Here is a 22,876-nt window from a genome sequence, read left to right as displayed (position 1 = left end):
TCTAAGGGAGAGATGATCAATGGGACACTCAACAATATATCCAACTGGAGCGACGCTATACAATCCGGACAAGGCTTGGGGCGGTTATACCGTCTATCAGGCAGGTGAGGAAGGCGTAGTGCTGATTGATATGAATGGCAAGGAGGTTCATCTGTGGAAAGGGTTGTTAGGATTCCCGGCCAAAATATTGCCTGGCGGCTACGTGCTGGGCAGCACAGGTCGCAGAGATCCGAAGTTTGGTATTCAGGATAATGTCGATCTGGTTCAGGTAGATTGGGACGGCAACATTGTATGGAAATACAATAGTTACGAACACATCGAAGATCCGGGGTATGAGCCACTATGGTATGCCCGCCAGCATCATGATTATCAGCGTGAGGGCAATCCGGTCGGTTACTATGCACCTGGGCTTGCGCCGAAGGCAAAGAGTGGGAAAACACTTATCCTGGCTCACAAAAATGTGAGTAACCCGCACATTTCAGATAAGCCATTGCTTGATGATGCCATTATCGAAGTGGATTGGGAGGGGAAGGTGCTATGGGAGTGGCTGCCTAACGAGCACTTTGAAGAATTAGGTTTTGATGAAGCTGCTCGAAATGTGCTGTTCCGTGATCCGAATACACGTTCTTTCGGTCATCTGGGTGGTGGTGTTGGTGACTGGTTACATATTAATTCTGCTTCTTATGTTGGACCCAACCGCTTCTATGAAGCCGGAGACGAACGGTTCCATCCCGACAATGTTATCTGGGATGCAAGAGAGGCCAATATAATCGCGATTACAGACAGACAGAGCGGAAAAATCGTATGGAGACTAGGACCGGACTATTCTTCATCTGAAACGAAACACATCGGCACAATTATCGGGCAGCATCATGCACATATCATTCCTCAGGGCCTGCCCGGAGAAGGGAACCTGCTCGTATTCGACAATGGCGGCTGGGCGGGTTACGGCCTTCCGAATCCGGCTTCCCCATTTGGATTAAAACATGCGGTTCGGGATCACTCGCGTGTGCTGGAGATTAACCCGGTCACGCTGGAGATAATCTGGCAGTATACATCGGCAGAAGCCGGATTTTCCGTTCCAACGGATTCCTACAAATTTTATAGTCCATATATCAGTTCAGCCCAGCGTTTACCTAACGGCAATACCCTGATAACCGAAGGTTCCAATGGCAGATTATTCGAAGTGACAGCGGAGCATGAGTTGGTGTGGGAGTATGTCTCCCCGTACACGGATGGGCGGAATACCAATATGGTTTATCGCTCGTATCGAGTTCCTTATCAGTGGGTTCCACAGTTGGAGAAGCCGCAGGAGGTCGCCATCGAAGCCATTGATGTCTCGACCTACAGGGTGCCGGGAGCTGCACCCAAAGGTTCCGCATCCATCGTGAGTGTGGAGACAACTCTTCCATTTGTGGAGGGGGCAGCCTGTGTGGCAACGTCGGATGAAGGCAAATCGGGCGGTTAGGCGTCAAGAATCATGACTAGATCGAATGGGGTGTATATTGTGAGAAAACCATCCATAATTACCGGCGTATTGATATTATTCCTGGCTACGGCACTCCTATTATCCGGCTGCAGTTCAAACGCAGCAGGATCTGGAGCAAAAGGCGCTAACGGCAAGAATACCGATAATGTAAAAATTCGCATCGCAGATACAAGTACCAACCCAACGTTCAGGGTAGCCATTGCCAAAGGTTTCTTTGAGAAACGGGGCATTGATGCCGAGAGTATTACGTTTGGCTCACCGGCTGAAGGTGTAAATTCATTATTTATCAAACAGGTGGATATTGCGTATGGGGCCGATTTCCCCGTATTAAATGCATTGGCTAAAGGAGAATATTCAGTCATCGCTTCCGCAGGCCAGGCTACGGATGAAGCAGCCGCCGCCTGGAAGCTATATGCAAGGGATGATATACAGAGTGGAGCGGATTTGAAAGGTAAGAAAGTTAGCTTCATTCGAGGTACATTTATTCCATATCTGTGGGATGAATATTTGAAAGATCAGGGATTAACGCTGAATGATGTGACACAGATTGGTCAAGGGGCTTTTGATGAGTCCTACATTGCACTGAAACAGGGAGACCTTGATGCCACTTGGGTCATAGGTTCAGCGTTAACGGATAAATTTGACGCACTCAAAGGGGTACATCAGCTGACGGATATGTCTCAGACCCCTATACGCCTTGGTATGGGATTGATATCGAGTAATGAATTCATCCAGGCGAACCCCGAAAAGATAAGTGACTTCCTTGCTGCACTTGATGAGGCGTCTACGTATGCCCAAGCGCACCCTGAAGAAGTAGCTGATCTGATGTATCAAGAGACCAAACAGCCTAAAGATGCCACGTTAAAAGACCTTCCGATCAATCCATGGGAAGTTGGATTTACGCAGGCCGCTTATGATAGCTTGGCAGGTCAGAAGCAATATATGGTGGAGAACGGAATCATTGAACAGGATTTTGATCTTGATACCAAACTCAATCTGACCTCTCTCAAGCAGGCTCTGCCGGAAAAAGTGACATACAGTAAATAATATATATTCAAATGGGAGGTGTCCGTGATGTCCTTACCTGCAACTCAGCATACCATTCATATTGAACAGCTTCGGAAAACGTATCATGCCCCGACCAATGGGGATGTGCATTATATCATCAAGGATGTCGATCTGGTTATCAAGGGAGGAGAGTTTTTTGTCCTGCTTGGTCCCAGTGGATGCGGGAAGTCTACGCTGCTGAACATGATCGCGGGTTTCATCTCCAAGTCGGGTGGGCAGCTCAAGATGGACAACAAGGAGATTGACAGACCGGGCAGGGATCGCGCGATGGTATTTCAGCAGGCGGATTCCTCTCTCTTTCCGTGGTTAACCGTGAGAGAAAATGTTGAATTCGGACTCCGAATGTCCAAAGTGCCTAAGTCACAACGGCGTGAGATCTCCGATCGATACATCCAACTTGTTGGACTGAGTGCTCATGAAGGCAAATTTCCGAAAGAGCTCTCCGGTGGCATGAAGCAGAGGGTTCAGTTGGCTCGGGTGCTTGCGAATGACTCCGCGATCTTACTGATGGATGAGCCATTCGGTGCACTGGACGCGATGACGAGGCGAACGATGCAGAAGGAACTGGTGAATATTTGGAAAGAAACCCATAAGACTGTTATCTTTGTCACCCACGATATTCAGGAGGCCTTATTGCTTGGTGAGCGCATAGGCATTATGTCCGTAGGTCCATCTTCAAATATAACGGATATTTACCACAACACGTTACCTTACCCGAGGAACATCGCCTCATCTGAGTTCAACACCCTGTATGACCGAATTCAAGGCCACTTTGAAGAATAACTGAGGTGATATGTGAGATGAAATGGTTGGAGAAAAAATCGGTGTCCATCCCGCTCCTATGGGTAACGGTCATCCTGATCTGGCAGCTTGGTGCCCTCATCTATGGGCCTGACGTAATCCCTGGTCCCTGGGATACGATCCTGGGAGCTCGTGAACTGATTGCTGACGGTACCTTGATGCAGTACATCGGAATCAGCTTCACGCGTGTACTGGCGGGGTGGGTACTGGGAAGCATCATTGCTATTCCGGTAGGTCTGATTATTGGCAAGGTGCATATCATCCGGCTGTTTGCCGAGCCGTTCCTTAACTTTATACGTTTTATCCCGCCAATCGCCTTTATTACCTTATTCCTGGTATGGTTCGGTATTGGAGAGCAATCCAAGATTGCGCTTATCATGTACGCAACTTTCTTCATTGTTGTGCTTAATACCTTAACAGGTGTTCTCTCCGTTGAAGAAGACAAAATCCGTTCGGCCCGCAGTATGGGAGCCAATGAACGGCAGATTCTGCTGCATGTGATTGTTCCGGCCACAACCCCGTATATTTTCACAGGTGTGCGCCTGGCAATGGGAACCTCATATATGGCCATCATTGGTGCGGAGATGATTGCCGCAAATGAGGGAGTGGGTTACCTGATCTGGAATTCAAGGCTCTTTTTCCGAACGGACTGGATCTTTGTCGGGTTGATTTCCCTGGGGTTTATGGGATTCCTGACGGATCGATTGTTCAACTGGTTTGGTCGCAGGGTACTTTACCGATATGGGGTCGTTGGCGGAGCGAAGCGGGTCTGAATGAAAACCTAGGAACACCGAATTACAGACGCTACTTGAAAAGGGGATTTATGTTGTTGTAACGTGTGATCAATAACCTGTTTTGGCACTTCTACACGAGGCCAAAACAGGTTTTTTGTGTGCTGGCCTCAGGAGTTTCGGCATTGGCATCAAACCGTGGTATAATTGAATTTCAAAAATACAATAAACGTCATGCTGGCTTTACATACGCTGCATGCAGGAGACATTATGGATTGGATTATTGGCGCCGTATGCGCTTCTATGGTGGCAGGTGCTGCCTATGCAAAAAAGTCGCTAACCCTGTCTGGCTGCCTGGCAGCCATCATGATGGGAACGATATATTACGGAGCGGGTAACCTGTTCTGGTTTGGCACGTTATTGTTGTTCTTTATGACTTCAACGTTGCTCTCCAGGTTCCGTAAAGATCGGAAGCAGGAGCTGGAGAAATCCTATGCCAAGTCAGGAAACCGGGACGCCGGGCAAGTGATGGCTAATGGTGGGATGGGCATGTTCCTATGTCTGGGATACTGGATATTTCCACATCCGGCATGGGTGTATGCTTTCATTGGTGTAATGGCTACCGTTACATCGGATACATGGGCAACCGAACTCGGAAGTCTCAGTCGCAAGCCGCCGCGCTCTGTTCTCACATGGAAGGTACTTACGCCAGGTGCTTCAGGAGGTGTCTCACTTCTCGGCACCGTGGCTGCAGCCTTAGGTGGGGCTCTGATCGGAGTGGGAGCCTTCTTGTTTTCATGGATCGCCGGGATCGAAGGGCTTGGTCTGTTTAGTTGGACTTTTGTCGGCTTTGTAGGCGGGTTGGCAGGTGCTTTTGCCGATTCCTATCTGGGCGCAACGGTGCAAAAGATGTATCGATGCACTGTGTGTGGCCGTGAAGTTGAGGTACATGAACATTGCGGGCATCCAACGGTTCGGGCTCGTGGCTGGGCATGGATGAGTAACGACCTGGTGAACGTGCTTAGCTCGGTTATCGGAGGATGCGTGGCGATAGGTTTAGGTAACATTTTGGCTTTGTAAGGGGGAGTACATTTGAGCACGATACAGGGAGACAAATCGGAGGCTATTTTGGATGCGGCCTATGGTATTTTTGGCTCGAAAGGTTTTTATGAGACCAAAATGTCTGATATTGCAGACGAAGCCGGCATCGCAAAAGGCACCATTTATTTATATTTCAAAAGCAAGGAACAATTATTTATCGCAGTATCCAAGCGGGACTGTAACAGCTTTATCAGTCGTCTTGAATATGCTTTGAACTCTCATGAGAACACAGGTGATAAACTTGGAGCAATAGCCAAGACCCACCTTACGTATTATTATGAGCGCCGCAATCATACCAAGCTCTTTTTTATGGCACCCAATAATGATCCGGATCTGATGAAATTCATGAAGGCATTCATGAACCAATACATGAGCATGGTACGTGAGGTACTGGAGAGCGCAAGTGTACCTGAGCCTGTATTGCTCGCTGAAGCCTATATTGGAATTCTGGACCGGCTGAAGATGGATATCATGTTAAATCCGGAGTTCAATGAGGAACATCTGAACAAACGAATTGCCTTTGCAGCAGCATTGTTTCTGGACGGTTGCCGTTCTTTTTTGCAAGTTTAAAGTGAGTTCACGGATGTACGTAATATTGAATTTTATTTTACAGAGAAGTGGGTACAAGCAATGAACATAATGACGGTAGAGCAAATTACAAAAAGTTATGGCGAAAAAATATTGTTCAAGGATGCTTCATTTGGCATGGCTGATCAGGACAAGATTGGTGTCGTTGGGGTAAATGGTACCGGTAAATCCACGTTTTTGCGTGTGATATCAGGTATGGAACCTGCAGATGCGGGACAGATCTCCATCGGTAATGACGTACGCATTCAGTTCCTAGCGCAGAATCCGGACTTCAATCCGGATAATACGGTACTGCAACAAGTATTCGAAGGTGACAGCATGGAAATGAAAACCGTGCGCGAATATACGGAAACGATGGAATTACTGGAACTGAATGCCTCCGATCCGGCGTTGCAGGAGCGATTATTACGTTTGAATCAACAAATGGAGCAGCTTCAGCTCTGGCAGATGGAGAGTGAAGCAAAGAGTATTTTGTCCAAACTGGGTATTCGTCAATTCGATGCACTGATGGGCACATTGTCTGGTGGACAACGCAAAAGGGTAGCACTCGCTGCTGCGCTGATTCACCCTTGCGAACTGCTCATTCTGGATGAGCCGACGAACCATATTGATAATGATTCGGTAGTATGGCTCGAACAGTACTTGCAGAAGCGACGCGGCGCATTGCTTATGATCACGCATGATCGGTATTTCCTGGATCGTGTGGCGAATGTCATGCTCGAATTGGATCATGGTCGTTTGTTCCGCTATGAAGCCAACTATACACGTTTTCTGGAACTGAAGGCAGAGCGTGAAGAACGGGAAGCCTCTTCCGAACAGAAACGCAAGAACTTGCTTCGGACGGAGCTCGCATGGATTCGTCGTGGTGCCAAGGCACGGACGACGAAACAAAAAGCGAGAATTGATCGCTTCGAACAACTCAAAGACCAACAAGGAGTCCAGCGCTCGGGTTCTTTGGAAGTATCGGTTGGTTCCACTCGTCTGGGGAAAAAGATTCTGGAGATCGAACATCTTTCCAAAGCCGTTGATGGTCGCAAACTGATTGAAGATCTGAGTTATATTGCCGTACCTGGAGATCGGGTCGGGATTGTCGGACCGAATGGTAGTGGTAAGTCCACGCTGTTACAGATGATATCTGGCAAATTGGAACCCGATGCAGGCGTGGTTGACGTCGGTCCTACGGTCAATCTGGGTTATTTCACACAGGAACATCAGGAGATGGATGAATCTCTTCGTGTCATTGAGTACATCAAGGAAGTAGCGGAGAATGTGAAAACAGCCGATGGCTCACTGATTACAGCATCCCAGATGCTGGAGCGCTTCCTGTTTACCCCGGCATCCCAGTGGACGCCAATCTCCCGCCTGTCTGGTGGAGAGAAGCGTCGTCTATATTTGCTGCGTGTGCTGATGGCTGCGCCGAATGTATTACTGCTGGATGAGCCGACGAATGATCTGGACATCCAGACACTCGCTGTACTGGAAGACTACCTGGACGATTTCCCGGGTGTTGTCTTTGTGGTCTCCCATGATCGCTATTTCCTTGATCGTACTGTGGATAAAGTGCTGTCTTTTGAAGGCAATGGTGCTGTACGTGTACACGTCGGCGACTACAGCGAATATGCGGAATGGATGCTGAAAAATGCACCTGGAGCTACGCAAGAGAGTGACACAGGAGCAGCGAAGGTGAAGCAGTCCTCGGAGAAAACAACGCCTGCTGTGTCAGCGGCTAAACCGAAGTTGAAATTCAGCTTTAAGGAGCAACGTGAATACGATCAGATTGATGAAAATATTGAGAAGGCTGAAGCCAATCTTGTCCGGATTAACAAAGAGATGGAAGAGTCATTTAGTGATTCTGCCCGTCTGCAGGAGTTGATGGCGGAGCAGGTTGAGGCAGAGCGTCATCTGGACGAATTGATGGAACGCTGGACCATTCTGAATGAACTTGCAGAGCAGATTGAACAGAGCAAGTCTTGATTTATAATTAAACATCGCCCTTTCTTCTATCGTGACTTTAAGTCGCAATTAGAGGAGAGGGCGATTTTTTTGTCTGTGGATTTTCGCTTTAAAGTGAAACGTTCCGTATGTTCATTACGTTGTATAAGTAAAGAATTCCATAGAAGGGAGAGAACACCACACTTATGTATAAAGAAATTAATGAACAGTTGGCAGTGCTCAAGGAAAAGGGAAGAATTTACGAGAAATGGACCAAGCGTTTGGAAAAGCTTCAAACAGAAGAAACAGAATGGGAAACAAAGGTAATACGTCGTCAGATGCATCTCCAGAAGGAGCAGAAAGATGTTGATCGACTGAACAGTATGACATTGTCAGCATTTTTCTATCAATTGATTGGCAAGAAGACAGAGCGTCTGGAAAAGGAAGAGTTAGAACTGATGGAGAGTAAGGCTGCGTACGATACGGCTTGTCGCATGTTACAAGACGTACAGGAGCAACGAATTCATGTAGAGCAGGAGTTGGAGGGCGGGCGGCAGTATCAGTACTGGCAGAGTGACTACAACGCTCTGTGGGGGAAGAAGGAAGGTCGTCTGTTGGACCAGGATGCGGAATTGCAACACATGGCTGAGAATCGGGAACATCTGGCGAGTGAACTTCAGGAATTGGATGAAGCTTTCCGGGAAGGGGGAATATCTGGTCTATGCCCTTGAACGTGCGGAGAAGGCTTTGGCTTCGGCAGGTAATTGGGGCGTATATGACATGATGGGTGGAGGGGTAATCTCCACACATATCAAGCGGGGACGTATGGATGACGCTCAGGTTGCCATTATGGATGCAGGAAAGCGCCTACGACGATTTCAGAAGGAGTTGGAGGATGTAGAGATGGCCGTACACGCGGATCTGCAACTTGGAGGTCTGCTTTCATTCGCAGACTATTTCTTTGATAACCTCTTTGTGGACTGGATGGTTCAGGACAAAATTCGTAAAGCGGAACGTCAGGTAAAAGATGGACTGAGTGCGGTTCGAAAGACCATGCATGTACTGAGAAATGAAATGCGTGACCATAAGGCAGAGTTAGAGATTTTGGAGCGTAAATATCTTGCTTATGTGGAACAGGCAGATTAAGAGATATGACAGCAAAGGACACTTCCGATCGCACACCGACTTCTGTGCCTGGAAGTGTCCTTCTGCTTAGAAGTACATATGGATGTTATTCATGATAATTTCATCGATACATAATTCTGTTTACTTGGTTGTAATGTAGGCTGCGAGCAATCGTGCCGTATTCAGGACAGCATCCTTATGTGTACGCTCCATGGAATGAGATGCGTGAACACCTGGACCGATCAGTGCTGCTCGGATATTGTTCCCTCCGCGTAATGCTGCACTGCCGTCTGAGCCATAGTGGGGATAAATGTCGACGACGTAATCCAACCCATCTTGTTTGGCCAGTTCAATGAGACGACTGGTCATATCGTAGTCATACGGGCCTGAAGAATCTTTGGCACATATGGAAACGTCAGTCTCTTTGCAACTGAGATCGTCACCCATGGCTCCCATATCTACTGCGATCATTTCACTGATTTCCGCAGGGATATACGATGCGCCATGTCCGACTTCTTCGTAGTTAGAGATGAGCAGAGAAACATTATGTAGTGGTTTCCAGCCTTCGCGGTGTGCAGACTCAAGGATGCCGAATAAGGCAGCAACGCTGGCTTTGTCGTCGAGATGACGTGATTTGATATAACCACTCGGAGTGATGATTGCACGAGCATCAAAGGAGATAAAGTCACCGACAGCGATCCCAAGTTTCAACACATCATCCTGGGAGGAGACAACTTCATCAATTCGAACTTCCATATGGCTCTCGGTCCGTTCAAAGGTACGTGCATCTGGATAAACATGTACAGACGGATGAAGGGAGAGAATGGTGCCTGTGTATGTCTTACCGTCCCGAGTGTGGATGCTGCAGTACTCATTTTCGATACTTTGCATGGAAAATCCACCGACAGAGGTCAGTTTCAATGTACCGTAAGATGTAATGGAGCGTACCATGGCCCCTAGCGTATCCACATGGGCACTCAAAGCAATTGTCTTGGAAGAATCCTGCCCTGGCAATGTAAGCACCGCACCACCCTTGTTATTCAGCTCACATGCGATACCCAGTGATTCTGCTTCCTTGCGAATCATCTCGATAATATGATGGGTGTAGCCACTTGGACTGGGTGTGTCCAGCAATTTTTTCAGAAAAGATAAAACGTAAGATTCATCAATTGTAAAACTCATTGTATAATTTCCTCCTTGGAACGTGGGTATGGTATGAAACAAAATACAGCCTGTCTGGGGGAGTGAATGTGATACTACCATTCCTGACTCGCCAGCAGGCTGATTCTGTTGCTTACAATGTCCCCGTAGGGTTTCCTTTGCGCTGACTCTGGATCGAATCATTGTCCACTAGGCTGTCAGCTTGAGTTGAATCAAGCGAATCCATCGATTTGAAAGAATCAAACGAAGAGTTGCTTGTTGCCGCCGAACTTTCCAATTCAGATACACGCAATTTCAATTGCTTGTTCTCGCGTTGCAGTCGGTATTGGCGATAGATACCATATGAACCTACAATAATTCCACCGATCAGGGTGCAACCGAGGATCAGCAAAATCAGCGGGATTTGAACGGTGTTAAATAACAGGTTCACTTGTACGGAATCTACATTAATAACCGCAAAGATTCCTGTGAGCAGTGCAAAAACAAGACCTGCTATGAGTGCCCATTGCATTTTCATGGTGTTGCCTCCTTGTTGAACAATTGAGAACTAGTATGCATTACCCGAATTCGGGTATATTGCATCTTGCATTGATTATAAAATCCCCTGCCCTAACGGGCAAGGGATGCAGGTCACATGGAAAGACAACCTTATTTGGTTAGTTGCTCCATCTGTTCAATCAATTCCTTGAACACACTCATGGCTTCACGAATTGGCTGTGGTGTAGACATATCCACACCTGCTTTTTTCAGAATGTTAATGGAGTAATCACTGCCGCCACTCTTCAGGAATCCAAGATAACGGTCTACAGCCGGCTGGCCCTCTTCCAGGATTTGCTTGGAGAAGCTGGTCGCTGCGGAGAAGCCAGTTGCATATTTGTAAACATAGAAGCTGTTATAGAAATGGGGAATACGAGCCCATTCCATCTCAATATCTTTGTCAACAACCATGTCTTTACCATGATATTTAACGTTCAGATCATAATAGATCTCGGATAACAATTGTGGTGTTAATGCGTCACCTTGTTCCGCACGTTCGTGAATGATTTTCTCGAATTCAGCAAACATGGTCTGGCGGAATACTGTTGTACGGAATTGGTCGGCATAATAGGTCAGCAGATACAATTTTTCCTTTGGATCTGTTGATTTGTTAAGCAGATAATCCATCAGCAACGCTTCGTTGGTTGTGGATGCAACCTCAGCCAGGAAGATGGTGTACTGGGCATCACGATACGGAAGTGTGGTATCCGAGTAATGTGAATGCAGAGCGTGACCCATTTCGTGTGCGAGTGTGAACATGCTGTTCAGATTATCTTTGTGATTCAACAGAACATACGGGTGAGTCCCGTAAGCGCCCCATGCATAAGCACCTGAACGTTTATTTTCATTCTCATATACATCGATCCAGCGGTTATCATATCCAGTCTGCAATGCATCAGCATAGTCCTTGCCCAGTGGTTTCAGACCGTCTTTGACCGTTTGTTTGGCTTCCTCATAGGTAATATCCATTTTGTACTCGTCTACAAGTGGAGCGAACAGGTCGTACATATGCAATTGATCCACACCCAGCAACTTTTTGCGCAGGTCCATATAACGATGCAATAATGGAAGGCTCTCGTGAATCGTGTCTACCAGATTCGTATACACATCCGTTGGGATGTTATCTCCATATAAGGACATTTCCATCACGGAAGGGTACTTCCGAACATTAGCATAGAACATATTTTTGGTTACATTTGCATTCAAGGCAGCCGCAATCGTGTTCTTCTGTTTGGCATAGGTTTCATATACCGCTTTGAAGGCACGTTCGCGGACTTCACGATTAGGATTCTCAAGGAACTGAATGTAGCTGCCATGTGTCAGTTCAACTTCGTTACCATGTTCATCCTTGATTTTTGGAAACTTGAGATCGGCGTTATTCAGCATGCTGAAGATGGTCTGTGGTGCTTGTGAAAGGTTGCCTACCTGTGCAAGCAAAGCTTCTTCTGCTTGGCTAAGAACGTGGGCCTTTTCCCGTTTCATCTCTTCCAGTGTAAATGTGTAAGCAGAGAGTTTTTTGTTTGCAATCAATGCGTCCAACTGATCATCCGGAAGGGAAAGGATCTCCGGTGTTACAAAAGAAAGTGCTTCACCAACCCGTACGCCTAATTTCTGGGCTTTTTGGGACAGGTTTTGATATGTAGGATTAGCTGTGTCTTCATCTTGATGCATACGTGCGTATACAAAGAGGCGTTCTATTTTGAGGCTGATCTCATCTTCAAATTCGAAGCAAGATTTGAGTACATCCGGTTGACCCAGTTTGCCTCGAAATTCGGAGGCTTTCTTGGTCAAAGACGATACTTCTTCATATTCCTGATCCCAGGCTTTCTGATCGGCAAATAAATCTTCCAGTTTCCAGCTATGCTCAGCGGGCACCTCGGAACGTTTCAATAATTGACTCATGGAAATCCTCCTTTGATGATCTGATGAATGGTTGGACGAAGCTGCCTTCGTCTCGCTCGCCTGTGCGGAGAGAGACGAAGGAATCAGACTAAGTACCAGGATAACAGATAGCGATTTCTGGTATTTCAACGGCCTTCCTCCTTACCATACGAATAATCTCGTATAGTATGACCAAAGACACGTTGAAATATTTGAGTATCACGCTCTCCTTGGGATTAGGTTCCCATGTTATACAAGAAATAAACGATCAGGAAAAAGGCGAAACAAATGAGCAGGGTAGCAATAAGCGCCATTCCCCGTCTCAGTTGATCCGGGATGGAATTGCGTCCGAGAATAAGCACAATACCAAGAGAGAAGGCAAGAATGATAAAGATGACGACATTGCTAGAGTCAAGCTGCATGGGTTAGACCCCTTTGAAGGCAGCCATCAATTGACGCCATTCATCCTCACGGTTCTCAAAATCTGCTTTTGGAAAACGGCGTTCAGCCCAGTGCATTAAGGCAGGACGGCTAAGGAATGTATGGCATTCTTCGCCCCACTCTTCCGAAATTTCGCGCAGTACGAGATATTTGCCTTGAACTTCTACGGTCATCATATTCCACTTGTCTGTTTTGTATATTTCATGTTTTTTTATCATAGGTAGTCTCCAAACTAACGGTTTTGGTAAAATGATACCGTACCCTACGATTCAAAGCAAATTTTTTCGACATTTATGGAAAGATAAATTGCAAAATGGAAGCCCATACAGTATAATAAGGGTATTCGCCATAGATGGCGATATTTTTAGGAGGTTTTTCATTTGAAAGGTACAGTTAAATGGTTTAACGCAGAAAAAGGCTATGGCTTTATTTCAGTTGAAGGCGGCGAGGACGTATTCGTACATTTCTCCGCAATCCAAGGAGACGGCTTCAAAACATTGGAAGAAGGTCAAGCGGTAGAATTCGAAATCACTGATGGAAACCGTGGTCCTCAAGCAGCTAACGTAAACAAACTGTAAGAATTTTTCCGGTCAACGGACTTCTTATACATGATAAATTTATAGCTGAATATTAAGAATCCAAGCACAGTCCCCTGAGGGAGGCTGTGCTTTTTTTGATTCTAAATTTTCAGTAAAAATAACAATTGAATATGATGTAGGTTCACTGTTGTTTAAGACACACGATTGGTCATGCTGGACCATAACTTCAATCCGAAACCGATCAGTGCAGCCAGGGAGAACGCCATAGCGGTAAGATAGAAGGTTTGTCTGCCTGCATGTTCCAGCAGCAGTCCGCCCAACGTTCCACTAAGCAGTCCTGAAGCACTGGACCAAACAATGGTGAACAAAGCCATACCTGTAGCCCTGTAGCCGTCCGGAACCAGGCGAATGATATAACGGACCGCCGTAACGTAGAAAATACCAAAGGTAACACTGTGCATGGTCTGAATTGCAACAACAGCTGCAGGTGTATCGGATATGGACATGAGAAGCAAACGAACTGTATACATCAATGCAGCAAAAGCGATTAGCGGCAGTTCCTTATAACGGTTGCCATACTTGCTCAGCAGAAGAAATATGGGAATTTCACTTACGGAAGAGATCAGCAAAGACCAACCAATCAGCCCCTCACTGGCACCCAGTTCTTTCAGCGTGATGGTAAGAAAAGCTTCGTTCATCCGATGTCCCATGGCAAGCAAAAATACACAGCCAAAAAAGGTGAGCACATCTCTGCGTTTCAAAATAGCCCATAACCCCGATAGGTCCATTTTGCTACTACTTCCTGAAGGTTGATCCTTCAATTGGAAACTGATCAATAGTGTAGTGGCAGCAAGACCAACGCAAACCCAGATCGTCCATGCTGGACCAAAAGATCCAAGAAAATACCCGATACTTAATGCAAAGAAGGCATAACCGATCGATCCGAAGACTCGAATGGAAGTGAAATTTCGACCGTACTTGCTGGCCGTAGTGATAGCCATCGTATCAGATAGTGGATAGACCGGATAATAGAAAAAGTAAAACAGGGTTACGAGTACAAATACCTGACCAAAAGTTGTTGCATTGGCCAGCATGATCCCTGTGATCAATTGGCCACCAAGCAGAATAATCATCACTTTGCGTACCGTTTGGTAGCGGTCGCTGGCCATGCTCCAGAACATATTGGAGAACACAGAGATGAGTGGGCCAATTCCGTAGAGATAACCAATCTCAGCCCGACTGAAGCCTAGATGACTGAAGTAAAGCTGAAAGTAGGATACCACCAGAACGGTGGAACCGAAAATGGTGAACATGAGAGCCCGCAGCCAGTTCTGATCCGGGCGGGCGTTGTGACTTAATTTCATGATGAGAGACTCCAATCCTGATCACAGTTCAATGATTTTTTACCCTTTCAGGGATGATGATTTACCGGTAGATGGAACGGACATGGTTGGTTCTTTCTGCGTGCGACGGATGACAAGCCAGACAATAATAAGTTCGGCGAGCAGGCCAAGGGATTGGGCTACAGCGCCAATCATGCCGTTCCACGCAGGGAAAATACTAACAAGAATAAGCAGCACGATTACCGTGCAGATTGCATTCGCCGTTTGTGAACGAAACATCGTTTTTGTCTGACCACGGAGCAGAATAAGGCCATTGCTGAAATCCAGAAAAGGGAAGATCAGCGGAAATAAGACAAACGCACGCAGTGTCCACAGACTTTGTTTCAACAGTTCGCCCTGAACGCTCATGACATTTTCGAGTACCCATGGTCCCAAGGGGGTATAGGCAATCGAAACCATCATCGCAAACGGAATAAATCCGGTGACAAGTGCGAATTTTCGTACCAGTTTGGCATCCACAAGGTAGAAATTAAGCACGATCTGATGGATGTATGTAAAGAAGCTTAGCATCAACTGCATCAGACTGCTTGCTATGGCAAAGGAAGAAATGGCCAGTGCGATCCCGGTCGTTTTGCCAAGTACGATGTTAATGACGGGTCCTATAAACAGGGCTACAAAGCTGGATAACAGCAGGGGTTTATAAAAGCGAAATACGTCTCCCTTGTTCTCGACGGGATGATCCTCAAGCTTGGCTGGCATCTTGCGTTTGATGCTGTTTCCCTCCAAAAAGCTGACCAGCGCTTCAATCATCATGCCAGCAGCGAAAATGATAGCGCCTACACGACCACTGTCAATGCTGTCTGTGTAGATGAAATAGAGGGATAAGCCGTACATGCCGGCTAAACGGAATATCATGCCGATGGTTAACCACTTGGTTCGGTTATTCGTAATGATGATCCCTTGGTAGATGTTGCGGATCACTGAGAAGATACTCACATACATGAGAATTTCATAAACGTCGATGACTTTGTCCAGCAGATCGGGACTTACACCAAACAGGTATTTGAACACCCCGGTACCAACGGGAGAGTATACGATAAGAAATCCAATTAGAAGCACACAGGCAAGAAATATTTTGGTCACAAACGTGAGGGCCTGAAAGGATAGGCGATCGCGAACCAGTGCGGAACAGGTTTGCCGCAGCAGGGTGGAGGGGCGTTCCGTGAGGGTTAACAAGCTGCCGGCGATGGCATAGCTGGCAATAACCGTCTCGGGATGAGCGGAACGTGCTAATGTGCTGTTTATAATGACGTGAGAAATGGTGACGAGAGAGGCGGAAATGCCAAGTGGCACAAAAAAAGAAAATAACCGTCTCCACGAAAGTGATTCACTTGACGACATGTCAACGACTCCTTTGATGGATGAAATATGCCTAGTATATCACAAAGCTTTGAGCGCGGATGCGATTTTTTGTGCGGAATATGCGGCAGATCATTTGTACAATTAAGGGGATCATATTATAATAGGAATGGTTAAAAATCGCTCTAATACGTATTCAACCAAGTGGAGGCACATTTATTTTGAGCCAATCAAATCGAAAACGTCATCAATATCCGCGTGGACCGCTGGCATTGATGAGAGGGGTGTACAAATACACCATTCCGGAAACACGGAAGGCATTGAATGGATGGCGTGCTCAAGCTGAGGTAATTCCAAATGAGGAATTGCGTACGCAAGCACTTGCCAGTCTCAAGGATAAGCAGTTTCACTGTGAAGGCGGAACCGTCTACGCATTAGCTGACCTGCCCAACAGACACATTCTGATTCCGTTGATCGTTTCATATCAAACTATCAGTGATTATTTGGACAATCTGTGCGACCGCAGCACGTCGATGGACCCGGATGACTTTCGTCTTCTCCATCAATCTATGCTTGATGCGGTAGATCCCGAAGCAATTCCCGTCAATTATTATGCCCTCCGTGAGGAGCAGGATGACGGTGGATATCTGCGGAATCTGGTGACCACATGTCAGGAACTGACCCGTCAGTTACCAGGCTATGCGTCCGCCAAGCCCCAAATTCAGGATCTGGCAGGCCTATACACGGACCTGCAGGTATATAAGCATATCAAGCCGGAACTGAGAGAAACGGCACTGCTCGAATGGTGGTCGGAGCATCGTCATCGCACACCTCAGTTTCGTTGGAACGAATTTGCTGCTGCAACTGGCTCTACACTGGGCGTTTTCATGCTGTTTCTGGCTGCGAGTGACGATCAGTTGACTGAAGAGCAAGCGGCCTCGATCCACACGGCCTATTTCCCACATGTATGCGCATTGCACATTATGCTCGATTATTTAATTGATCAGGATGAGGACCGCATCGGGGGAGATCTCAACTTCTGCAACTATTATGAGAATGTAGAGACAATGCTGGACCGAATTGCTTTTATTGTGGAGATGGCACGCAGCGATGTGCAGAAGATTCCGGGAAGCTCCTTTCACCGGATGATTATCGAAGGACTGATTGCCATCTACCTGTCTGATCCCAAAGTCAGCGAACAGCAGGAAGTTCGCGTTGTATCCAAACGTCTGATGAAGAATAGTCCGATGACAAGAATATTTTTCTTCATCTTCAGTCGCTGGATACGGAAGAATATGTAAGTCAGGTGTAATATTGCGGAGCCTGAAGTGAAACTAGAGGAGGAAGAAACATCATGACAGCAGTAAAGAAAATCGCAGTATTAACGAGCGGTGGTGATTCACAGGGGATGAACGCGGCTGTTCGTGCGGTCGTTCGCAGCGGACTGTTTCACGGTCTCGAAGTATATGGCGTTCAACGTGGATACCAGGGTCTTTTGAATAATGACATTTTCCCAATGGATTTGCGGAGTGTAGGGGATATCATCCAACGTGGGGGAACGGTTCTTCAATCGGCACGTTGCAAGGAGTTCTATACCGCTGAGGGTCAGCAAAAAGGTGCGGATATTCTGCGTGCGCGTGGCATTGACGGTCTGGTTGTTATCGGTGGGGATGGTTCTTACAACGGAGCAAACAAACTGAGTAAACTGGGTATTAACACAATGGGTCTGCCAGGAACAATTGATAACGATATTTCATTCACCGACTATACGATCGGATTTGATACAGCTGTAAGCATCGTGGTTGATGCAGTAAACAAATTGCGTGATACGATGTCTTCACACGAACGTTCTTCCATTGTTGAAGTTATGGGTCGTCACTGTGGGGATATCGCTCTGCATGCCGGACTTGCTTCGGGTGCTGAAACGATTCTTGTGCCGGAAGTTCCGTTTGACATGGACGAAGTGGCAGATCGGATGAAAGCTAACTTTGCACATGGTAAACGTCACAGTATTATCATCGTTGCAGAAGGTGTAGGCAAGGGTGAAGATGTAGCAAAAGAACTGATGGAACGTTGCCCAACATATGAGCCGCGTGTAACCGTTCTGGGTCACATTCAGCGTGGGGGTACGCCAACACCTTTCGACCGTAACCTGGCAAGCCGTCTGGGCGACTTCGCTGTTCGCAGTCTGATTGCAGGCGAGACAGACAAAGGTTGTGGCATTATCAAGGGTGAACTTACCCTGACGGATATTGATAAAGTGGTTAACACGAAAAAAGATTTCGATATGGAGACTTACGAGCTTGCACAACGTTTGTCCCAATAATTCGATCCATAAGCAAAGAGCACAATCCCGCATGAACGCGGATTGTGCTCTTTTTTTGTTTTCAGAGTGCGTATATTGATGTTACGCCTTGCGCTGTGCGGCTTGTTTTTGTACCAGGAAGAGCCTCCATAGAAGCGCTGTTGCTCCTACAGCAAGACCGGCTATGAGTCCGATCCAGTATCCGAAGGCACCGAGTGAAGTATACGTAGCAGTTAGATAACCTACAGGCAATCCAATAATCCAATAAGCTACAAATGTAATGATTAGTGCCGGATTAACATCTTTGTAGCCACGTAATGCTCCCTGGGTCGGTGTAGCAATCGCATCCGAGATCTGAAAGAAAATAGCGTAGATGAGGAAATGCTGCGTAAGTGCAATAACCTCTCGATCGTTCGAATACACACCTGCAATCTGTTCGCCAAACACAATCAACACGATGGCTGTTAGCAGTGAGAGTCCGATAGCTCCACCAATTCCGAGCAGACTGTATTGTTTGGCATCTCTCAGACGCCCTGCACCTGCCTCAAAGCCCACAAGGATCGTAAGAGCCATACATATGCTGACAGGCAGCATGTAGAGCGTAGAAGCGAAGTTCAGAGCCGCCTGATGGGCAGCGATCGTTGTGGTGTCAAAACGGCTCATCAATAAAGTCACGGCAGCAAAGATGGACGTTTCGAAAAAAGTTGCGAATCCAATCGGAACCCCAATTTGGAGTAACTCTTTCCACTTGGCCAGGGATACGCGGGTCAACTGACGGAAAATGCCGTATTGGGCGAAAGGTTCAACCCGATGGACAAAAAATAGACTGATGAGAAAGATGAGCCAGTATGTACAAGCTGTAGCGACGCCCGCACCAACTCCGCCCAATTGTGGAAATCCCCAGCGACCAAATATCAGCAGATAATTCAGCAAGATATTAACGGGCAGGGAGACCAATGTAATGAACATTGTAGTTCGGGTCTGACCTAGTGCATCCATGAAGCTGCGCAACACGGTATACCCAAAGAGCGGGATAATGCCAAAAGCGAGTGCACACAGAAAATAGAAGGCGACCTGGGCGACCCTTGGCTCCAAAGGCATCCCGCTCAGTATAGGGCCAAGTAATAAGGCTCCTGCTCCGATAACGACGAGACTGACAACAATTCCAAGATACAACGCCTGTATAACGTTATACCCGATTTGGTCATTTCGTTTGGAACCTAACAGATGGGATACGATGGGGGTTATGCCAATTAGAATCCCGCTTAGTCCCGTTTGAACTGGCATCCACAGACTTGTACCGATCGCAACTCCTGCAAGGTCGGCCGGGGAAAACTTGCCTGACATATTCGTGTCGAAGAACGACATGGCAGAGAGGGCGATTTGAGTGGTGAAAATGGGCAAAAATATAATCAGGAATTGTTTCACTTTTTGTGAAAAACTTGTTGTGTACATGTTCACTGGCAGTGCCTCGCTATTCTAAAGTGATGTCATCCAAGTGTCATATCTGGACAGCTATTCATTGTAGTGGATTTTGTTCGTTTTGAATAGGGACAGAAGCAGAGAAAGGACATAACGGATAAAGATGAACATTAAAAACCTCGTTCCGCCTGACGCGGAGCGAGGTTGAATGAATACAATAATATGCAAAAGTGCGGATTACTTATATTGTACACCGGATGTATAACGATTGGACGCATTCCAGAGCAGATATTCATGCACATCCATGTCTTTCATCGCTCTAATCTGGTCTTCCACTTGTTTCTTGCCATACTTGATATAATGCCCACTTCCCAGCCAGCTTGCTGTGAAGTCCTGAATCCACGGACGAATGACGGGTTTGAGCTCTTTGGTTGGGTCCAGTTTCTTGTGTGTGTCTTCCATCGAGCCCTTGATGGTGGTGTAAGGATCTTTGTCGGGGTCCTTCACCCCATACCATCCAGTTGAATAGTGACTAGGGTATACCATCGGTGAGATCACGTCTACATTTTCGGATATTTTAACAAAATCCTGTCCAATACCTTCAGCCGCAGGTACAGAAGCGGCATAACCGAAAATATCAACCGACACACGGACACCTAGCGGGGCCAACTCCTTGCGTGCATATTGCACGAATTCAGCTACAACATCGACGCGTGACTTGTCGGATTTGGTATATTTCAGTACATCGGCTCGAGTTTCGAACCCTTCCGGGAACCGGACGTAGTCAAATTGAATCTCTTTGAATCCAAGTTTGGCCGCTTCCTTTGCAATCTCAATATTATAATCCCATACTTCCTTGCTGTACGGATTCACGAAGCTGTCGCCTTTACCATTCGCCCATACAGATCCATCCTTGTTGCGGAAGGAGAACTCCGGATTTTTCTTGGCAAGAATCGTATCTTTGAATACAACGACACGTGCGATCGGGTAGACCTCATGTTTTTGCAACCGTTTCATCAAGGCATCGATATCCCGAATAAAAGGTTGGGACTTGCCCATTTTCTGTAGCGCTTTGTTTTCTGTGGGATAAGTTATGTATCCGAGATCGTCTTTGATATCAATGACCATGGCATTCAGTTCGGTACTGTCTGTCAGTTCCAGCAATTCTTTCATACGTGCGCCGCCGGCGCTGTAGGCCGTTACATAGATACCTTTGACCACAGGTGCATCAGGTTGAGGATCGATTTTGGCAGGTGGGTTATCGGCATCAATAACAACCTGATCTTTTTGAGATTGGATAATTGCGGTGTTAAAACTGTTGGTTAACGATTGGAACTGGGGATTTCCCTGGTCCGCTACTGCGGGGGCACCACCAAAGCTTCCAAAGGCCATAGCCAGTAAAGCCCATAACATGTTCATTCATTTCCACTCCCTTATGTGCATTCCATGTATGAATTATACATTAAAGCCTCTGGGCTTTTAACCATATTAATCAAGTAATGAAACACATGGAAAAAATGAAAACCGCTTCCTGTTGAGGGAATCCCCAGCAAAAAGCGGCGTGATCAATCTGAAAAAAATTATTGAATGTAAATCTCATTTTGATGCTCACAAATACTGTACTGAATGATTTCCATTGCGTCTCCCTGTTCCAGGATGCCCAGCCCATCCCGGAGGACAATCAGTGAGTCGAGTTCATTCGGTTTCAAGAAAGGGAGCATTTCCGGGCACCATCTGTTGACAATTTCAAACAGTTTTACCGTTTCCATATCCACAATAATCACCCTTTCCTAGTCGAATTCCAAAATGGTAAGTCATTCGGTGCAATTCGGGAAAGCATATGGCCTGTGAAATTGAAGGGTTGAACCTGCTATACAACATATTTAGGAGCCGTACACAGTTATTATACCACAATGTTGTGAATTGTTAACCGTACAGGTGTCTTAACTTCTGCGAAATGAACCCATAACACCAACCGTTTCCACAATGTTAACAAAAGCGTTTGGATCTGTATCCTTGATAATGCGTTTAATTTCAACCAACTCGTAACGGGTGGTAACGGTCATGAGCATGTCCTTTTCAATATCCGTGTATGCTCCCTGAGTCTTGATTTTGGTAACTCCGCGAGGCCGAACAAGTAATTTTTTTAACATGGCATCGGTTTCGTTAGTAATAATGTACAGTGTTACTTTGACATGACTGATATGGATCAGATCAAGCACTTTGCCTGTAATATAAATGGATACCATGGAGGCCAAGGCTGTATTCCAATTGTCACTCAGATATCCTGCAAGCATAATGATCGTACCGTTCATGCCCGCCATCACTGTACCAATTGGAAAGTCTCGTTTACGCGTAAAAATGGACCCAACAATGTCGAGTCCTCCTGTGGAGCCGCCGACCCGGAAGGAAACGCCAGTACCCATTCCAATGAGCACACCACCAAATACGGAACTAAGTAAAGGATCTGTAGCCACAGCAAAAACAGGCAGAAGCGCAATGAACCAAGAAGTGGCTGCTACCGAGAGAATGCTTAATGTAATGAAGCGTCGTCCAAGAATAAACCAACCTGCAACAAGCAGGGGAATGTTAAGAACAAAATACATTATACTAAGATTCAACGTTGTAAAATAACCCAGAAGCATTGAAATACCGGACACCCCGCCGCTTAAAAGCTGATGGGGGACCAAGAACCAGTTAAAGCCGCAAGCGATAGCTGCGGCACCCAAAATGATCACTAAAGAGTGCCAAATTATTTTGGGCAATTTAATCACCTCATTTATATTTAAAACCAGATTGCTGGTAATCTTGAATTGTTTTGTGATATAATGATTTGTGGATATTCTTGAGTAGGAAACTTTTCCCAAATGGAACAATAAAATTTGAAATGTTTCAAACACATGTATGTAGTTTTAGTCTTATGTTGGGGACCCATTCATGGAATTATAATCGTTTGTGAAAATAATTTGCCCTGTTGGGATACCCTATAAATATTAACGCTACTTAAGAATACAGACAACAAAGTGGATTGTCCACCATGTCCACCATATAAA

At 46.3% G+C, this 22,876-nt stretch carries 23 protein-coding genes; 12 read left to right on the top strand and 11 right to left on the bottom strand.

Annotated elements, in window-relative coordinates; translation table 11 throughout:
- Window positions 1-19: 19 nt before the first annotated feature.
- From ACE3K2_RS26605 to ACE3K2_RS26565, 9 genes are all read left to right on the top strand, one after another.
- Complete coding sequence (locus tag ACE3K2_RS26605) at window positions 20-1,468, top strand: aryl-sulfate sulfotransferase (RefSeq protein WP_421897205.1); 1,449 nt, start codon at window positions 20-22, stop codon at window positions 1,466-1,468.
- 12 nt (window positions 1,469-1,480) lie between these two features.
- Entirely contained in the window at window positions 1,481-2,536 is a 1,056-nt protein-coding gene (locus tag ACE3K2_RS26600) for an ABC transporter substrate-binding protein (RefSeq protein WP_421897202.1), read from the top strand.
- A gap of 27 nt (window positions 2,537-2,563) precedes the next feature.
- Window positions 2,564-3,340 carry an ABC transporter ATP-binding protein gene (locus tag ACE3K2_RS26595; protein WP_421897199.1) on the top strand — a complete coding sequence of 259 codons (777 nt, stop codon included), beginning with the start codon at window positions 2,564-2,566 and terminating at the stop codon, window positions 3,338-3,340.
- Between the two features lie 17 nt (window positions 3,341-3,357).
- Window positions 3,358-4,131: an ABC transporter permease gene (locus ACE3K2_RS26590; protein ID WP_421897196.1), complete on the top strand. Its 774-nt coding sequence runs from the start codon at window positions 3,358-3,360 to the stop codon at window positions 4,129-4,131.
- 228 nt (window positions 4,132-4,359) lie between these two features.
- A complete protein-coding gene (locus ACE3K2_RS26585; protein ID WP_421897193.1) occupies window positions 4,360-5,169 on the top strand; it encodes a DUF92 domain-containing protein in 810 nt (269 codons plus the stop codon).
- Between the two features lie 12 nt (window positions 5,170-5,181).
- Complete coding sequence (locus tag ACE3K2_RS26580) at window positions 5,182-5,760, top strand: TetR/AcrR family transcriptional regulator (RefSeq protein WP_339303121.1); 579 nt, start codon at window positions 5,182-5,184, stop codon at window positions 5,758-5,760.
- 60 nt (window positions 5,761-5,820) lie between these two features.
- A complete protein-coding gene (locus ACE3K2_RS26575) occupies window positions 5,821-7,752 on the top strand; it encodes an ABC-F family ATP-binding cassette domain-containing protein (RefSeq protein WP_421897190.1) in 1,932 nt (643 codons plus the stop codon).
- A gap of 164 nt (window positions 7,753-7,916) precedes the next feature.
- A complete protein-coding gene (locus ACE3K2_RS26570) occupies window positions 7,917-8,441 on the top strand; it encodes a hypothetical protein (RefSeq protein WP_421897187.1) in 525 nt (174 codons plus the stop codon).
- Entirely contained in the window at window positions 8,398-8,856 is a 459-nt protein-coding gene (locus ACE3K2_RS26565) for a hypothetical protein (protein ID WP_421897184.1), read from the top strand. Before ACE3K2_RS26570 ends, ACE3K2_RS26565 begins: the two co-directional genes overlap by 44 nt.
- 120 nt (window positions 8,857-8,976) lie before the next feature.
- Here the strand turns inward: ACE3K2_RS26565 and ACE3K2_RS26560 are convergent, their stop codons facing one another.
- From ACE3K2_RS26560 to ACE3K2_RS26540, 5 genes are all read right to left on the bottom strand, one after another.
- Window positions 8,977-10,017 (bottom strand): M42 family metallopeptidase, encoded by a 1,041-nt coding sequence (locus ACE3K2_RS26560; RefSeq protein WP_421897181.1) that lies wholly within the window; start codon window positions 10,015-10,017, stop codon window positions 8,977-8,979.
- Window positions 10,018-10,129: 112 nt separating this feature from the next.
- The gene (locus tag ACE3K2_RS26555; protein WP_421897178.1) at window positions 10,130-10,513 is read right to left on the bottom strand and encodes a LapA family protein; all 384 of its coding nucleotides are present in this window, start codon (window positions 10,511-10,513) and stop codon (window positions 10,130-10,132) included.
- A 131-nt stretch (window positions 10,514-10,644) separates the two neighbouring features.
- A complete protein-coding gene (pepF, locus tag ACE3K2_RS26550) occupies window positions 10,645-12,435 on the bottom strand; it encodes an oligoendopeptidase F (RefSeq protein ID WP_421898490.1) in 1,791 nt (596 codons plus the stop codon).
- A 215-nt stretch (window positions 12,436-12,650) separates the two neighbouring features.
- Window positions 12,651-12,836 (bottom strand): hypothetical protein, encoded by a 186-nt coding sequence (locus tag ACE3K2_RS26545; protein ID WP_421897176.1) that lies wholly within the window; start codon window positions 12,834-12,836, stop codon window positions 12,651-12,653.
- Window positions 12,837-12,839: 3 nt separating this feature from the next.
- Complete coding sequence (locus tag ACE3K2_RS26540) at window positions 12,840-13,073, bottom strand: hypothetical protein (protein ID WP_017689395.1); 234 nt, start codon at window positions 13,071-13,073, stop codon at window positions 12,840-12,842.
- 162 nt (window positions 13,074-13,235) lie between these two features.
- Between ACE3K2_RS26540 and ACE3K2_RS26535 the strand changes: the two genes are divergently transcribed.
- The gene (locus tag ACE3K2_RS26535) at window positions 13,236-13,433 is read left to right on the top strand and encodes a cold shock domain-containing protein (protein WP_017689394.1); all 198 of its coding nucleotides are present in this window, start codon (window positions 13,236-13,238) and stop codon (window positions 13,431-13,433) included.
- 152 nt (window positions 13,434-13,585) lie between these two features.
- Here the strand turns inward: ACE3K2_RS26535 and ACE3K2_RS26530 are convergent, their stop codons facing one another.
- Together ACE3K2_RS26530 and ACE3K2_RS26525 are read right to left on the bottom strand one after the other, a co-directional pair.
- The gene (locus tag ACE3K2_RS26530; RefSeq protein ID WP_249911163.1) at window positions 13,586-14,758 is read right to left on the bottom strand and encodes an MFS transporter; all 1,173 of its coding nucleotides are present in this window, start codon (window positions 14,756-14,758) and stop codon (window positions 13,586-13,588) included.
- Window positions 14,759-14,797: 39 nt separating this feature from the next.
- On the bottom strand, window positions 14,798-16,138 hold the full coding sequence (locus tag ACE3K2_RS26525) for a multi antimicrobial extrusion protein MatE (protein ID WP_421897171.1): 1,341 nt from the start codon (window positions 16,136-16,138) through the stop codon (window positions 14,798-14,800).
- 179 nt (window positions 16,139-16,317) lie between these two features.
- Between ACE3K2_RS26525 and ACE3K2_RS26520 the strand changes: the two genes are divergently transcribed.
- Both ACE3K2_RS26520 and pfkA read left to right on the top strand, forming a co-directional pair.
- Window positions 16,318-17,397, top strand: a complete 1,080-nt coding sequence (locus ACE3K2_RS26520; protein WP_421897168.1) for a tetraprenyl-beta-curcumene synthase family protein — start codon at window positions 16,318-16,320, stop codon at window positions 17,395-17,397.
- Between the two features lie 53 nt (window positions 17,398-17,450).
- Window positions 17,451-18,422 (top strand): 6-phosphofructokinase, encoded by a 972-nt coding sequence (pfkA, locus tag ACE3K2_RS26515; RefSeq protein WP_253433325.1) that lies wholly within the window; start codon window positions 17,451-17,453, stop codon window positions 18,420-18,422.
- A gap of 81 nt (window positions 18,423-18,503) precedes the next feature.
- On the opposite strand, the gene ACE3K2_RS26510 is transcribed toward pfkA, so the two are convergent.
- The 4 genes from ACE3K2_RS26510 to ACE3K2_RS26495 form a co-directional block, all read right to left on the bottom strand.
- Entirely contained in the window at window positions 18,504-19,856 is a 1,353-nt protein-coding gene (locus ACE3K2_RS26510) for an MATE family efflux transporter (RefSeq protein WP_421898487.1), read from the bottom strand.
- 204 nt (window positions 19,857-20,060) lie between these two features.
- On the bottom strand, window positions 20,061-21,242 hold the full coding sequence (locus ACE3K2_RS26505) for a putative glycoside hydrolase (RefSeq protein WP_421897165.1): 1,182 nt from the start codon (window positions 21,240-21,242) through the stop codon (window positions 20,061-20,063).
- A 161-nt stretch (window positions 21,243-21,403) separates the two neighbouring features.
- The gene (locus ACE3K2_RS26500) at window positions 21,404-21,592 is read right to left on the bottom strand and encodes a hypothetical protein (RefSeq protein WP_029880762.1); all 189 of its coding nucleotides are present in this window, start codon (window positions 21,590-21,592) and stop codon (window positions 21,404-21,406) included.
- Window positions 21,593-21,766: 174 nt separating this feature from the next.
- Window positions 21,767-22,588 (bottom strand): YitT family protein, encoded by an 822-nt coding sequence (locus ACE3K2_RS26495; protein WP_421897162.1) that lies wholly within the window; start codon window positions 22,586-22,588, stop codon window positions 21,767-21,769.
- Between the last annotated feature and the right edge of the window lie 288 nt (window positions 22,589-22,876).

It is taken from the genome of Paenibacillus sp. (genome assembly GCF_048976745.1).
In the GTDB taxonomy this organism is placed as follows: Bacteria; Bacillota; Bacilli; order Paenibacillales; family Paenibacillaceae; genus Paenibacillus.
The sequence above is the reverse complement of the archived record's forward strand: the minus strand, read 5'-3'. Positions and strand labels throughout refer to the sequence as shown.

What these genes read in the sequence shown, in the direction of transcription:
- ACE3K2_RS26605 (WP_421897205.1), top strand. Translation starts at nt 20, where the DNA reads ATGGGACACTCAACAATATATCCAACTGGAGCGACGCTATACAATCCG.
- ACE3K2_RS26600 (WP_421897202.1), top strand. Translation starts at nt 1,481, where the DNA reads ATGACTAGATCGAATGGGGTGTATATTGTGAGAAAACCATCCATAATT.
- ACE3K2_RS26595 (WP_421897199.1), top strand. Translation starts at nt 2,564, where the DNA reads ATGTCCTTACCTGCAACTCAGCATACCATTCATATTGAACAGCTTCGG.
- ACE3K2_RS26590 (WP_421897196.1), top strand. Translation starts at nt 3,358, where the DNA reads ATGAAATGGTTGGAGAAAAAATCGGTGTCCATCCCGCTCCTATGGGTA.
- ACE3K2_RS26585 (WP_421897193.1), top strand. Translation starts at nt 4,360, where the DNA reads ATGGATTGGATTATTGGCGCCGTATGCGCTTCTATGGTGGCAGGTGCT.
- ACE3K2_RS26575 (WP_421897190.1), top strand. Translation starts at nt 5,821, where the DNA reads ATGAACATAATGACGGTAGAGCAAATTACAAAAAGTTATGGCGAAAAA.
- ACE3K2_RS26570 (WP_421897187.1), top strand. Translation starts at nt 7,917, where the DNA reads ATGTATAAAGAAATTAATGAACAGTTGGCAGTGCTCAAGGAAAAGGGA.
- ACE3K2_RS26565 (WP_421897184.1), top strand. Translation starts at nt 8,398, where the DNA reads ATGAAGCTTTCCGGGAAGGGGGAATATCTGGTCTATGCCCTTGAACGT.
- ACE3K2_RS26560 (WP_421897181.1), bottom strand. Translation starts at nt 10,017, where the DNA reads ATGAGTTTTACAATTGATGAATCTTACGTTTTATCTTTTCTGAAAAAA.
- ACE3K2_RS26555 (WP_421897178.1), bottom strand. Translation starts at nt 10,513, where the DNA reads ATGAAAATGCAATGGGCACTCATAGCAGGTCTTGTTTTTGCACTGCTC.
- pepF (WP_421898490.1), bottom strand. Translation starts at nt 12,435, where the DNA reads ATGAGTCAATTATTGAAACGTTCCGAGGTGCCCGCTGAGCATAGCTGG.
- ACE3K2_RS26545 (WP_421897176.1), bottom strand. Translation starts at nt 12,836, where the DNA reads ATGCAGCTTGACTCTAGCAATGTCGTCATCTTTATCATTCTTGCCTTC.
- ACE3K2_RS26540 (WP_017689395.1), bottom strand. Translation starts at nt 13,073, where the DNA reads ATGATAAAAAAACATGAAATATACAAAACAGACAAGTGGAATATGATG.
- ACE3K2_RS26530 (WP_249911163.1), bottom strand. Translation starts at nt 14,758, where the DNA reads ATGAAATTAAGTCACAACGCCCGCCCGGATCAGAACTGGCTGCGGGCT.
- ACE3K2_RS26525 (WP_421897171.1), bottom strand. Translation starts at nt 16,138, where the DNA reads ATGTCGTCAAGTGAATCACTTTCGTGGAGACGGTTATTTTCTTTTTTT.
- pfkA (WP_253433325.1), top strand. Translation starts at nt 17,451, where the DNA reads ATGACAGCAGTAAAGAAAATCGCAGTATTAACGAGCGGTGGTGATTCA.
- ACE3K2_RS26510 (WP_421898487.1), bottom strand. Translation starts at nt 19,856, where the DNA reads ATGTACACAACAAGTTTTTCACAAAAAGTGAAACAATTCCTGATTATA.
- ACE3K2_RS26505 (WP_421897165.1), bottom strand. Translation starts at nt 21,242, where the DNA reads ATGAACATGTTATGGGCTTTACTGGCTATGGCCTTTGGAAGCTTTGGT.
- ACE3K2_RS26500 (WP_029880762.1), bottom strand. Translation starts at nt 21,592, where the DNA reads ATGGAAACGGTAAAACTGTTTGAAATTGTCAACAGATGGTGCCCGGAA.